We start from the raw sequence: 13,928 nt of genomic DNA, 5'->3' as shown, positions 1-13,928 counted from the left end.
TAGGTTTAGTTAGGGAAATCTGTAGCAATCCATTCTTTTATAGTGTTGATGGTACTGGAAGAAAATGCACTCGCGTTTTTTGGCATATTTCCACTTTCAATTCTACCCAAGGCACTTGATCCACCAGTAGATTGAAAAGCACTTTTAACCAATTCATAAGATGTAAGTTCCGGGTTTTGTGTTCCTCCATGGCAGTTTGAACTTGCGCAACCGGGGGTAATAATGGCTTCTATTGTATTGGTGTAGCTAATTGGATCTGTTGTTTTTTCTGTTAAATCTTCGGCTGAATCTGAGGCACAGCTAAGGAAAGAAAGAGGGATGCATAAGGCAATAAGAATGTTTTTAGACATAAGTTGATTTTACATGTAAATAATTGAATTGTCGAATAATTAGTATTTTAATTACAAAGGTTTTAAGATAAGATAAAAATTTGTATTAAAAATACATTTGGTTTTACATTCTACTAAGAATTTGATACTTTAGTATCATGCAGAAAAAAAACGTAGTATTACTGTTTACCCTAGCGTTTATAGGAATAGCTGTTGCTAGTTATACCTATATCTATAAAGGACATCGAAATATTGAAGTTTCTCAAGCAGATTTTAAGACAACAGCCGAAGCACTAGGAAATGAATTTAGCGTTGATTTTGATAAGGCAAGTCAAAAATATTTAAATAAAGTCATTTTGATTAGCGGTGAGTTGTCTGAAAAAGATATGGAAAGCGTAACTTTGGGAACAACAATTTTATGTTATTTAGACGGACTAGATGCAAATATTCAAATAGCAACGGAAGTAACTATTAAAGGAAGATGTATCGGTTATGATGAACTTTTAGAAGTTGTAAAACTAGATCAATGTTCCTTGATAGAATAAAAATTTCTTACCAAAACAAATTACCAAATCCTAATTTCATTGTATGAAAAATATCCTTATAAATGTTTTCGTTTTATTGCTAAGCTCAAGTGTATTTGCACAAAATGATTTGTTAGATGAGTTAACTAACGAATTAGAAGAAAGCTCAGAAGTGAGTTCTGTTTTTAAAAGTTTGAAAATCGTCAATTTAGAGTCCACAAAAATGGCTGCTAAAGGCGACTTCTATTTTGTAATTGCACATCGTTTTGGAACGGTTAAAAATGGTTTTAAAGATTTGTTTGGTTTGGATGAGTCAAATATTCGCTTTAGTTTTATTTATGGATTTAACGATTGGTGGACTGCCGGTTTGTCTAGAAGTTCTATTGAAAAAACATTTGATTTAACCACTAAGTTGAAATTGAAGACCCAAGAAAAAAATGGCTTTCCACTAAATATTGTCGGGTTTGCTGCTATGGGCTATAAAACAGGAGATCCGGATCCTACTTTTGTGCTTTATGAAAACAAACACAGAGCTAATTATTTAGCACAGTTGTTAGTTTCTAGAAAAATGAATGAGAAACTCTCTCTACAGGCTTCTCCAACTTTTTTACATGAAAATTTTACCGAGTTTGATACACAAAAAAATAGCCAGTATGGTTTAGGACTAGGAGGGCGTTATAAGCTAACAAAACGGCTGACTTTAAATCTTGACTATTTGGCACATTTTAATAGAGCTACAGAAAATACGTTTCAAAATCCACTTTCTGTTGGGGTAGATATTGAAACAGGTGGCCATGTATTTCAATTGCATTTTTCAAATTCACAACGTATGAATGATGCTGGTTTTATTCATGCCAATGGAGATTGGTCTGATGGAAATGTGTTTTTCGGATTTAATTTGTACCGCGTGTTTTAGAAGTTGAGTTATTGTCAATACCATAGTTAAACGAATAAAGAATTTAGCAGTTAAAATTTCTATGAATTATATATTATTTGACGGTCCGTTTCGAGATCGATTTTTACCCTTAACCTATACCAGACCCGTTGCCGAACTGAGAATAGGAATTTTAACTATTAAAGAGAAGTGGGAAAAACATTTAGGCAGTACGTGTACGGTTTTAACAGAAGATTATTTAGAGGAGAAGTTTCCAATGGTGGAAATGGAGCAAAATATTTTTATTGATGCTTCTGTTTTACCAACGGAAAGTTTAGCGGAAGAAATTTCATTTTTGAGTGAGAACGAACTTTTAGTGCATAAGGACGAAGTGCTTGCTTTTTATGCTGGTATGGATCAGGAACAGGTAGATTTTAGCAAGTATGAGGCAAAAGAATATTCGGGTGACCTAATACAGATTTCTAATTTAAAAGATTTATTTCTATTCAACGACAAGGCATTACGTGCAGATTATGACTTGCTAACTAAAGATAAAGTATCTGCAGAATTAAGTAACACAAATCAAGTTTTAGGAGCTGAAAATATTTTTATAGAAGATGGTGCTACGGTTGAATTTGCTATGTTAAATGCCACTACGGGACCAATTTATATAGCAAAAAACAGTTTGATTATGGAAGGTAGTATGATTCGTGGGCCATTTGCAATTCATGAAAAAGCAGTAGTAAAAATGGGAGCGAAGATATACGGAGCCACCACCGTTGGTCCAAATTGTACTGTAGGAGGAGAAATAAAAAATGTCATTTTTATAGCAAATTCAAACAAAGGTCATGATGGTTATTTGGGAGACTCGGTAGTAGGAGCATGGTGTAATTTAGGAGCCAATACAAATGGTTCCAATTTAAAAAATACATTTTCTAATGTACATGTTTGGGATTTTGAAACCGAGCGATTTGAAGATACAGGTTCTTTAAAGTTTGGAGCCGTATTAGGAGATTATACCAAAACGGCCATTAATACATCCTTAAATACAGGAACCATTACCGGTGTTTGTTGTCATGTTTTTGGTGCTGATTTCCCTGATAAGTTTTTACCTAGTTTTAGTTGGGGAACTCCAAAGGAAGTTTATGCTTTAGAAAAAGCAAAAGAGGCTGCAAAAAAAATACAAGAATTTAAAAAAGAAACTTTTTCAGAACTCGATGCACATATTTTTGAGATTCTGTTTGAGTTAAGGACCTAAAAAAACAAAAATAAAAAAGCCATCAAAATAATTATTTTGATGGCTTTTTTATGAAATTATAGGAAAAAGTTATTCTGTTTTTGCAGGTGCTAATACTTCTCCTTTAATACGAACTACTTTATTTTTTTCTGAAGCGTTAGAAGTTATAGTAACGGTTTTAGAAAAACGTCCAATTCTATTGGTTGCATATTTTACTTTTATAACTCCAGTCTGACCTGGCATAATTGGCTTGTCTTTGTCGTACGTTGGAACGGTACATCCACAACTTCCTTTGGCGTTTGAAATAACTAAAGGTGTATTTCCAACATTTTTAAATACAAACTCTCTGTTTCCATCTGCATTTTGTTCAATTTTCCCGTAATCAATTACTTCATCAACAAATTTAAATACAGGTGCGTCTGCATCAAAATTTTCAGTTGGTTTTGCCGTTTGTGCAAAGGTCGATACAGCCATAAAAAGGATGCTGAAGCTAAGAATTATTTTTTTCATTTTGTCTTAATTTTAAAGGCTCTAAAGTAAGCAATATTTTAAGTAAATAAAATATGAATGTGTTACTTTTTAGTTAAAGTAGATAATTGTATTTTTGCGCACTGTTAAAATAGTTTTTCTAGGAATTTTCTAGGACTATAGCGAACAATTTAATGTTATTTTCAATTTAGATATAGAGACTCAATATGATTCCAAATAAATACAATCCAGAAAACGTAGAAGACAAATGGTATAGCTATTGGATGGAGAATGGATATTTTCATTCAACACCAAACGAAAAAGAAGCCTACACAATTGTCATTCCACCTCCAAACGTAACTGGAGTATTGCATATGGGACATATGTTAAATAACACCATTCAAGATGTTTTAATTCGTCGTGCACGTTTAAAAGGTTACAATGCGTGTTGGGTTCCTGGTACCGACCATGCATCAATTGCTACAGAGGCAAAAGTTGTGGCGAAGTTAAAATCTGAAGGAATTAACAAAGAAGATTTAACACGTGAGGAGTTTTTAAAACACGCTTGGGATTGGACCGACAAGCACGGCGGAATTATTTTAGAGCAATTAAAAAAATTGGGTGCATCTTGTGATTGGGAGCGTACAGCTTTTACCATGGATGACAATCTTAGTGGTGCAGTTACCAAGGTTTTTGTTGATTTATATGGGAAAGGATTAATTTATAGAGGGTACCGCATGGTCAACTGGGATCCTGAGGCAAAGACTACTTTATCTGATGAAGAAGTGGAATTTGTTGAGAAACAAGGAAACTTATATTATATCAATTATCAGATAGAAGGTTCTGATGAAAAAGTAATGATTGCAACAACACGTCCTGAAACTTTATTAGGCGATTCTGCAATTTGTATCAATCCTACGGATGAACGTTTTGCTCATTTAAAAGGAAAGAAGGTAATTGTTCCGATTGCAAACAGAGTCATTCCAATTATAGAGGATGAATATGTTGATATTGAATTTGGAACAGGATGTTTAAAAATTACCCCTGCTCACGACCAAAATGATAAATTAATAGGGGAGAAGCATAATTTAGAAGTTATTGATATTTTGAATGACGATGCAAGTCTAAATTCATTAGGAATGCATTACGAAGGAAAAGATCGTTTTGTTGTTCGTAAAGAGATTACAAAAGAATTAGAAGAGTTGGGCGCTTTGGTAAAAGTGGAACAACATCTACATAAAGTTGGTGTTTCTGAAAGAACAAAAGCGGTTATAGAGCCTAAAATTTCGGTACAATGGTTCCTGAAAATGGAAGATATTGTAAAACCTGCTTTGGATGCTGTATTGAAAGATGAAGAAATTAAGTTGTATCCTAAGCATTACAATAATACGTATAGACATTGGTTAGAAAATATCCGTGATTGGAATATTTCTCGTCAACTGTGGTGGGGACATCAAATTCCGGCTTATTTCTATGGAGAAGGTTTGGAAGAGTATGTAATTGCCGAAACCAAAGAAGAAGCATTGGTAAAAGCAATTGAAATAACTAAAAACACTAAATTAACAATTGAGGACTTAACTCAAGATCCAGATGCTTTGGATACTTGGTTCTCTTCTTGGTTGTGGCCTATATCTTTGTTTGATGGAATTAAAAATCCAGACAACGAAGAATTCAATTATTACTATCCAACAAACGATTTGGTAACAGGTCCGGATATTATTTTCTTTTGGGTAGCACGTATGATTTTTGCGGGGTATGAATTTACCGATAAAAAACCATTTAGCAATGTTTATTTTACAGGCTTGGTTAGAGATAAGCAACGTAGAAAAATGTCTAAATCTTTAGGGAATTCTCCTGATCCAATTGAATTGATGCAGAAATATGGAGCAGATGGTGTTCGTACAGGATTGCTATTAAGTGCTGCTGCAGGAAATGATTTGATGTTTGATGAAGATTTATGCGCACAAGGACGTAACTTCTCTAGTAAAATTTGGAGTGGATTCTCTTTAACCCAGGGATGGGAAGTTTCTGAAACGATAGAGCAACCAGAATCTTCTAAAATAGCAATCAAATGGTACAATGCCAAGTTCCAAAAAGCTTTGGTTGAAATTGAAGCTTCTTTTGAACAATACAGAATTAGTGAAGCGTTAATGACGATTTACAAATTGATTTATGATGATTATTCTGGATGGTTCTTAGAAATGATCAAACCGGCATACCAGCAACCAATTGATGCGGTAACGTATAAAGAAACGATTGCTTGTTTAGAAGCGAATTTGAAATTATTGCATCCATTTATGCCTTTCTTAACAGAAGAAATTTGGCAGACTATTTCAGAAAGAACACCAGAACAAGCTTTAATTATTGCGGAATACCCAGAATTGGTTTCTTTTGATGAAAAATTAATTGCCGATTTTGAATTTGCTGCAGAAGTAATTTCAGGAATAAGAAAAATTAGAAAAGATAAAAAAATAGCTTTTAAAGATATTCTTGAATTGTCGGTTTTAGACAATGAAAAAGCAAATCCTATTTTTAATGCTATTGTCCAAAAATTAGGAAATACTTCAGATATTGCTACTGTTTCAGACGCTGTGGAAGGAGCGTTGAGTTTCCGTATCAAGTCGAATGAATATTTTATACCTATTGCAGGGGCTATTGATGTAGAAGCAGAAAAAGCAACTTTAGAAGAGGAATTAAAATATACAGAAGGATTTTTAAAATCAGTTCAAAAGAAATTGAGTAACGAACGTTTTGTAAACAATGCTCCAGAGCAAGTAATTACAAACGAACGCAAAAAAGAAGCAGATGCCTTGGCAAAAATTGAAACTTTAAAAGCTAGTTTAAAAGCTTTGTAATAATAGAAAAAAACGTTTTCACAAACCTAACAGTTTTTTTTAACCTGTTAGGTTTCGTTTTTAATAGTAGAAAAATAATTTATATATGGATCAATTTAGCACTTTTTCAGACTTAGTTCAATCAAGTATTGCAGCAGATGATTTTGTTAAAATTACCTTGAGTAAACCTTTACGTAAAAACGATGGATTGAGAAATATCTATGTTCGTTTGGTATTGATTCAGGAGGAAGTGAAAATGTCTTTTACGTATCATTACAAAACAAATGACCAGGTAAAAAATTATGGCATTAGTGAAGGAATAGAAGTTTTAAAAGAATTTTTATTAACAACTTTTAGAACTGCCGTTGTTTTTACTTTGAAAGAAGATTTACAGGTTTTTGTATCGAAGAAAAAAGTAGTTTCTTTTAAAAGTGGAGCGCCAAGCTTTGCAAATAAACCACCAATAACACACGACAAGCCTAAAGAAAAAAGAGCTGATATGGGTGCTTATTTAAGGTATTTAGGAGTAACCGATGCTGAGAATAATGTGATTCCAAAAATGGCGGATAAATTTCGTCAAATAAATAAATATTTGGAAATAATGGAAGGCTTAATTGCAAATGCAAAATTGCCGAAACAAATCCAAATTGTAGATATGGGCTCTGGTAAAGGTTACTTAACTTTTGCCTTGTACGATTATTTAGTAGTACAAAGAAAAATGGATGTCACCGTAACGGGTATTGAATTGCGCCAAGAATTGGTAGATTATTGCAATGGTGTTGCTGAAAAATGTGCGTTTGAAAATTTAAAGTTTGAATGCAAGCCGATACAGGAATACGCTAATAAAAAAATTGATATTTTAATAGCATTACATGCTTGCGATACGGCAACAGATGATGCTATTACAAAAGGAATTGTAGCAAAAGCAGGATTGATTGTTTGTGCACCTTGTTGTCATAAGCAAGTACGCCAATCTTTAAAAGGGAAGGAACAAGAAGATCCAATTTTGAAGTATGGTATTTTTAAAGAACGCCAGTTTGAAATGGTAACAGATACCATTAGAGCGTTAATTCTAGAAAAAAGACATTATCAAACAAAAATATTTGAATTCGTTTCTAACGAACATACCCGAAAAAACATCATGTTGGTGGCTACTAAATCAACAAAAGAAATTGATGAAAAGGGATTGAATGCTAAAATAAAAGGGATCAAAGATGCTTACGGAATCGAAGAGCATTATTTAGAAACGCAGGTTAAATTTTAATTTATAAGTTTTTAGTGCTTAGTTGTAAGCTGATATCAATAGATTACAACACTCAACACTCAACACTCAACACTCAACACTCAACACTCAACACTCAACACTCAACACTCAACACTCAACAATTCAACAGTGAAATTTAATTTTAACATCGTTTTAGTCAATCCTCAAATCCCTAATAATACGGGGAATATTGGTCGTTTGTGCGTGGGGAGTTTAAGTAAACTGCATCTGGTAAAACCACTTGGATTCGAAATTACTGATAGTCGGGTAAAAAGAGCCGGTTTGGATTATTGGGGAGACTTAGATTTGACTTATCATGATAACTTCGAAAATCTAGTAGACGAAATTCCGGACATGTCTCGAGTTTTCTTTTTCACGACACGCGCGGAGTCAACATATTATGATGTCGCATACCAAGAAGGAGACTGGCTGGTTTTTGGTAGAGAAGCAGATGGTTTGGCAAATGAAATTGTAGAGCGTTATAAAGAACAATGTGTAAAAATACCATTTCCGGGAACTGTTCGAAGTTTTAATCTAGGAAATGCCGTCGCTATGGCTTTAGGAGAAGGCTTGCGACAGTTGCAGAATTAAAAAAGGACTAACAATTTAATTGTTAGTCCTTTTTTTTTGCTTGTTTTGAAAAAATTATGCTTTTCTTTCAATCAATGCCATATAAAATCCGTCAAAACCACTTTTAGCAGGTGAGACTTTTTGTTCTTTTACCAATTCAAAGTTCTGATTATGAGCAAGGAATTTGGCCACTTGTTCTTGATTTTCAGAAGGTAAAATTGAGCAAGTCGCATAGACTAATTTACCACCTATTTTCACCATTCTTGAATAGCTTTCTAAAATTTCAGCCTGTATTTTTTTGATATTGTCAATAAATTCAGGTTGCAGTTTCCATTTGGCATCCGGATTTCTTTTTAAAACTCCCAAACCAGAACATGGAGCATCAATTAAAACACGGTCTGCACTATCTTTTAATTTTTTAATATCCTTTGTAGATTCAATGACGCGTGGAGTGATATTATGAGCACCAGCACGTTTTGCACGTCTTTTTAATTCTTTAAGTTTACCTGCATAGATATCCATTGCAATAATCTGCCCTTTGTTTTCCATCAAAGCCGCCAAGTGTAAGGTTTTACCTCCGGCACCTGCACAGGTGTCAATAACTCGCATTCCAGGTTTTACATCCAAAAATTCAGCAACAAGCTGTGAAGAAGCATCCTGTACTTCAAAAAAACCACTTTTAAATACATCGGTTCTAAAAACGTTTTTACGTTCTTTAAGGATTAGTGCATCTTTATAATCTGGATTAACTATTGTTTCAATCTCTTCCGCTTTTAATGCATTTTCAAGATTCAATCTAGTAGTTCTTAGTGTATTTGCTCTTAAAACAACAGGAGCTTGAATGTTCAAAGCTGTAATTTCTTTGTCCCATTGTTTTCCTAATTCTTTTGAACATAGTTCATCCATCCAATCTGGAATAGATTCTTTTATTTTACGAATAGATTGAACTTGGTCGTACTTTCCTTTGATACGACGTTCAGGAGCATTTTCAAAATACTTCCAATCTGGAAGTTTGATTCCTCTTAATACCGCCCAAACAGTAAATACTTTCCAAATATTTTCACGTGTGTAATGATCTTTTGTTTCAGCAATTTCATTGTATAAACGTTTCCATCTAACAATTTCATAAATAGTTTCAGCAACAAATTTTCGGTCTCTGGCACCCCATCTAGGATCTTTTTTTAAAGCAGCTTCCACTGCCTTGTCAGCATAAACACCTTCGTTAAATATTGCATTTAATGAATCTATAACCGTAAAAACTAAATTTCTATGTAATCGCATTTGGTAAATTTTGGAATGCAAAGGTACTTAAATCAAAGGAGATAGCGTAAGTACTATCTTTTCTTTTTAGAAAAATCTCGAATAATTACTTTTCTTCGTTTTTCGATGATATAAAAGGAAACATAAGCACCATCTTGCGTGTTTTTTAAAACCAGCGGAATGTTATTTCTAGAGAGTCTTAAATTTTTAGCCAAGATGCTATCATCCATGTTTAGAATGTATTTACCATTAGGTAAATAGAATTCAAAATGTCCTTTAGAATCGGTTAAGGTATGGTATACTTGATCTTTGGTTGCCGTAATTTTTATTCTCGACAGGTCAATTGGTTTTTCATCAGCCACGGCAATTTTTTGTCGATCTAGAATTACATCCCCATAAATTTTGACACCACGTACAAAAGGAAGAAATACAGTTTCATCTTTTCCTACAAAAAGTGAATCTTGTACGTTTGGAAACCAACCTTCTAATTCTTCCAAAGGAAAGATATCTAAGGCATATTTTTTATTCGGTGCTTTGTTTATATGCGCTACTCCAGAGTTGCTGGTGATTACTTCGTTGTCGTCTAATTTTACCACCACATTTTTAATAGTTGTCTCATCATCATCTTTTAAACCATTTCCATTAATATCTAGGAAAGAGATAAATTCAAGATTGGAAGAATTCTTTTTTAGGAAAGGAATTCGAATCCCTAAATTTTTGCGAAGTGAAAAGCCAATATTTAAATTTGAATTGATGTTTTGCCCAGATCTATTGTCAGGAATTTCACCTAAGTTTTGATCAAAGCTGATCAAGTTGCTATAATCGATGCTGCTGTAGGAGTAGCCAACGCGTAAACTATATCTCCAACCTTTGTCGGAGAAATAGTACAATTCAGGATAAAAACCGATAGAATTACTATTGGTGGTATTTTGATAATTATAATTAAAACTAGACTCTAAAACTAATTTGTTGTTTTTTAATACATATTGATTTTGCAAGGAAATTCTAAATAATTGTGGTGTTATTTCATCATCAATTCCATTGGAAGTATTGATAGAAGCAATGGTACCATAATTGTATTTCATGGCCAAATTCCATGTTTTGTATCGTATCAAACCAGAAACTTCTGCATTGAATAATTCTTTTGAAGGTTCGTTAATGGTAGTTTTTGTATAGCCTCCTTTTAAAAACATAGAGGTAATTAAATTCTTACTATAATTATAGGTAGAAGTTCTAAACGTTAATCCTTTAGATTGTATTTCTTGTCCAAGATTTAATTTATAGTCGTAATAAATACCCGGTTGTAAAGAACCGTTTTTAATTTTTTTAGATAGAATTACATTGTTAAATAAAAGAACTTGATGGTAAGGTATATTTGAGTTTAGTGCCGAAACGGTAGATTTGATACTTTGATAGGAATTGGTCATATAACTAGACCAACGATCGTTCAAATCAAAATATACACGATGTGACAAACCTAAACGTTCGTAATTACCACCACTAAAATTTTTATCATTATAACGTCCGTTAATACTAGATCTAAATCTTTTAAAAAAGCTCGTCGAAAAATTGGCATTGTATAAGTACCCCGTCACTTTATCTAGGCCTTCTCTGTTTAAAGTAGATTGTGTTAGCGAAAGATTTAAGTTTGTTCTTCTATTGATCCTAATTTTTGGTTGTAAAGAAATAACATCAATATTTCTATTGGTTCTGTTATTTTCATTGTGACCTATTTTTGTTACTAACTTCAAAGCATCACTCACTTTTAAATTGTAAGAACCTCCATAGGATTTACTGGTAGATGAGCCGAAAATACCATCGTTTCCAATTAAAAAACCAGAAACTTTATGGTGTTCACCAAATTTGTAACTTCCTCTAATTCCTTTTCCAAAGCTTGAAATACCAACAATATCTGCACTAACCTGACCTAGTTCTACCGATTTGGTATCGTCATAATAGCCCAAATACCAAGGAATATTTTTGAACAAATCATTGTCGTAATAGGAACGTGTGTAATTTATTTCAGCTGAATAAACCAGATTTGCTTCTTCATTCAGTTGTTTAAGTCCCCTAAAGTTCATAGACATAAAAGGATAATCACTTAAAATATTTTGAACATTTAATTCAAAGGTCATTGGAATAGAAGGGTAGCCAAAAGGTTGCAGTTCTGTTTCGTTAGGAAGTTTTATAAAAGAAACCTTATTCGATTTTTTAAAGGCCGTTTTGCTATAACTTTTAGGTTCACTACTATTAATGATCATTCCATATTTTTTGAAATAATCACCATTATTGGGTTTGTAATTGGTAATCGATATTTTTTTAGAATTCCTTTTGTTCAGTTTTACGGCAGAAGCATAATAGCTCAAGGCTGTTTCTTCTCCAACTTCTAAGGAAATAGTTTTACTAGGGTTGTTAATCTTATCTTCTAAGTGAATGGTATCCGATAAAAATAAATCTCGTTTAGGAAATAAGTGATTTACAAAAATGTCTTGTTTGTAGTTTCCTTTATTGATAATACTGTATTCAAATTTTTTATTGTATTCTTCGTTTTTAAAGTAAAATTTATTGGCTGATTTTACGACAACATCCCAAGATATTTTCTTTTTAGTTTTTAAAACGAAGGCATTGTCACCAATTTGTTGTCCATCTAAATCGATAAGAAAAGCATTGATAATAACTTCGCTACTTCCTGTGTTTAGCTTTGATGGAACAATTAAAACAGGGATAATAATGGTGTCTCTTACGCTGGCGCTATAAACTTTGTCGTAGTCTATAATACTATTCCATCCACTAGGTAGTAAAACATCTACCGTAAAATTTAAGTTTTCTTTGCTATTGTTTATTACTTTTAGAACATTGGAAATAAGACTCCCTTTTTTTAGTTCAATAATGGGTTTTATAAACTTAGTTCTTGCAATGTCGTTGGTACCTCCTTTGAAGGCATTCGGAGTAGGAGTTTCCGATTCTGTTTCGGTCTTTTGAGAATAAGACACGTGTGAATAACACACAATTAGTACAAATAGTGTGACTTTAAGGATACATTTAAGAGAGTTTTTTAATCTCAATGAGGCTAAATGTTTTCTTCCAATCTGAAGTTGAGGGTTAAACCAAATCTCCCAGGGTTATAGGCCATACCAGGCTTTATTCTAACCTCAATTTTGAAAGTGAATTCTGTGTAGTTATTGATATAATCTCCAGGACCGTTTACGTTTTTGGTACCGCAGGCGCCAGGATGATTTATATTCAAAGCATCAAGAATAATTGGTTCTATAATTTCTTTAATATTTATGGCAGAAACATCAGTAAAACTTGTAAAAACGCCATCTAAATTAGAAGTTGCACAATCATTGGTTATTCGAATCTCTAAAAGACTCGTTAATGGATTGCTTGCCAATCCGTTGCTATACAATGTTAGTTCTTCCCATTCATCTATGGGAGAGCCATTATTGTCTAAACTCATGAATAGTGACCAAGAACACAAACCGTCAGAAACGGCTTTGTCTATAACTCTAACTTTTAAACGGGCTACTGTGGTTCTGGCTATACCACCTTCATAGGAGCTGAAATCGTTAAAAGTAAATACATTACTTCCTTGTTCCTCTAAGATAAGTTCAACGGTATCACAATGTAATTGTGAATAACTAACGTTTATCAAAGTGGAAAATAGAAATAATAGTACTATGTTTTTTTTGATTTGCACCTAGTAAAAATAATATATTACAATAAAAGGATGTAGAAAACTACACCCTTTATATTTGTATGAACTTAAAAAATTTTTATTGATCTTCCAACAAAATGTACTGTACATACATTGTGTAAACTCCTGGTTCAGCATATGAAGCAGCAGTGTTAGCAGAAACTAAATCTTCAGCAACATTATCTTTGTCAAATGCCATTGGAAAGATAGCAGGCAATCCTGGTAAAATTCTATAGTCAATTGCATAGTAATAATCAGAGCTTCTTCCAGTTTGAGTTAAATAACTTCCTCCAACCATATAATCATCTCCTGTTACACCTGTTGTTCCAGAGTGACCAGCAATATATTTATCTGTGTTTCCTGGAGGCGTACTTGTACCACCATTTACATAAATACTGTTGTTTCCAGATGGAGACTTAGCATTAGAGAATACTGTACTGTAATCAGATTGATTAGAAGGTAAAGCAGCACCATCTCCTGTGTTAGCATGAGATTGTTTCAACTCTAATAAACTTAATGGAAGATTAGGAATTGCATTTAAGTTGTCATTTCCATAATCAATTTGTTGATCCCAAAAATTGGCACCGTTGTTTCCTTGTGATCTACCTACTGCATATAAATCCCAACTTACAGTAGAACTTACTTTTAAAATAGTTGCAGCATACTTTGTAATTCCCGCTTGGTACTCGTTAATCTCATCAAATACGAATTCGATTTGATCTGGAGTCGTCATTTCCAATTGTAATACTGGTTGAAGGTCTAGAGTGATTGATACATCTTTCTCGTCGATCAACTGTGCATTAGCGGTTGTAGCGATTAAAGCAGCTGCTGCGATAAACACTTTCAATTTGTTTTTTCTCATAATGGGTAA

Annotated in this window: 12 protein-coding genes; 6 read left to right on the top strand and 6 right to left on the bottom strand. The window is 33.2% G+C overall.

Features of this window, described 5'->3' with window-relative positions:
- Positions 1-5: 5 nt before the first annotated feature.
- Positions 6-350, bottom strand: coding sequence for a hypothetical protein (locus FGM02_RS09895; RefSeq protein WP_139958204.1), 345 nt, complete (start codon positions 348-350; stop codon positions 6-8).
- 137 nt (positions 351-487) lie between these two features.
- Here FGM02_RS09895 and FGM02_RS09890 point away from each other — a divergent pair, with 137 nt between their 5' ends.
- From FGM02_RS09890 to FGM02_RS09880, 3 genes are all read left to right on the top strand, one after another.
- Positions 488-874 carry an OB-fold protein gene (locus FGM02_RS09890; protein WP_139958203.1) on the top strand — a complete coding sequence of 129 codons (387 nt, stop codon included), beginning with the start codon at positions 488-490 and terminating at the stop codon, positions 872-874.
- Positions 875-917: 43 nt separating this feature from the next.
- A complete protein-coding gene (locus FGM02_RS09885) occupies positions 918-1,769 on the top strand; it encodes a DUF5777 family beta-barrel protein (protein WP_139958202.1) in 852 nt (283 codons plus the stop codon).
- 61 nt (positions 1,770-1,830) lie between these two features.
- Positions 1,831-2,985 (top strand): putative sugar nucleotidyl transferase, encoded by a 1,155-nt coding sequence (locus FGM02_RS09880; protein WP_139958201.1) that lies wholly within the window; start codon positions 1,831-1,833, stop codon positions 2,983-2,985.
- Between the two features lie 69 nt (positions 2,986-3,054).
- Here the strand turns inward: FGM02_RS09880 and FGM02_RS09875 are convergent, their stop codons facing one another.
- On the bottom strand, positions 3,055-3,474 hold the full coding sequence (locus FGM02_RS09875) for a DUF1573 domain-containing protein (RefSeq protein WP_139958200.1): 420 nt from the start codon (positions 3,472-3,474) through the stop codon (positions 3,055-3,057).
- A 185-nt stretch (positions 3,475-3,659) separates the two neighbouring features.
- On the opposite strand from FGM02_RS09875, the gene FGM02_RS09870 reads away from it, so the two are divergent.
- From FGM02_RS09870 to FGM02_RS09860, 3 genes are all read left to right on the top strand, one after another.
- A complete protein-coding gene (locus tag FGM02_RS09870; protein WP_139958199.1) occupies positions 3,660-6,287 on the top strand; it encodes a valine--tRNA ligase in 2,628 nt (875 codons plus the stop codon).
- An 85-nt stretch (positions 6,288-6,372) separates the two neighbouring features.
- Positions 6,373-7,530: a class I SAM-dependent methyltransferase gene (locus FGM02_RS09865; RefSeq protein WP_139958198.1), complete on the top strand. Its 1,158-nt coding sequence runs from the start codon at positions 6,373-6,375 to the stop codon at positions 7,528-7,530.
- A 129-nt stretch (positions 7,531-7,659) separates the two neighbouring features.
- Positions 7,660-8,121: a tRNA (cytidine(34)-2'-O)-methyltransferase gene (locus FGM02_RS09860; RefSeq protein ID WP_139958197.1), complete on the top strand. Its 462-nt coding sequence runs from the start codon at positions 7,660-7,662 to the stop codon at positions 8,119-8,121.
- A 54-nt stretch (positions 8,122-8,175) separates the two neighbouring features.
- On the opposite strand, the gene FGM02_RS09855 is transcribed toward FGM02_RS09860, so the two are convergent.
- From FGM02_RS09855 to FGM02_RS09840, 4 genes are all read right to left on the bottom strand, one after another.
- Positions 8,176-9,381, bottom strand: a complete 1,206-nt coding sequence (locus FGM02_RS09855) for an RsmB/NOP family class I SAM-dependent RNA methyltransferase (protein ID WP_139958196.1) — start codon at positions 9,379-9,381, stop codon at positions 8,176-8,178.
- A 53-nt stretch (positions 9,382-9,434) separates the two neighbouring features.
- Positions 9,435-12,368, bottom strand: coding sequence for a hypothetical protein (locus FGM02_RS09850; protein WP_139958195.1), 2,934 nt, complete (start codon positions 12,366-12,368; stop codon positions 9,435-9,437).
- A gap of 62 nt (positions 12,369-12,430) precedes the next feature.
- The gene (locus tag FGM02_RS09845; RefSeq protein ID WP_139958194.1) at positions 12,431-13,015 is read right to left on the bottom strand and encodes a hypothetical protein; all 585 of its coding nucleotides are present in this window, start codon (positions 13,013-13,015) and stop codon (positions 12,431-12,433) included.
- A gap of 121 nt (positions 13,016-13,136) precedes the next feature.
- A complete protein-coding gene (locus FGM02_RS09840; RefSeq protein WP_139958193.1) occupies positions 13,137-13,919 on the bottom strand; it encodes a hypothetical protein in 783 nt (260 codons plus the stop codon).
- Between the last annotated feature and the right edge of the window lie 9 nt (positions 13,920-13,928).

Origin of the sequence: Flavicella sediminum, assembly GCF_006381105.1 — a bacterium.
In the GTDB taxonomy this organism is placed as follows: Bacteria; Bacteroidota; Bacteroidia; order Flavobacteriales; family Flavobacteriaceae; genus Flavicella; species Flavicella sediminum.
The sequence above is the reverse complement of the archived record's forward strand: the minus strand, read 5'-3'. Positions and strand labels throughout refer to the sequence as shown.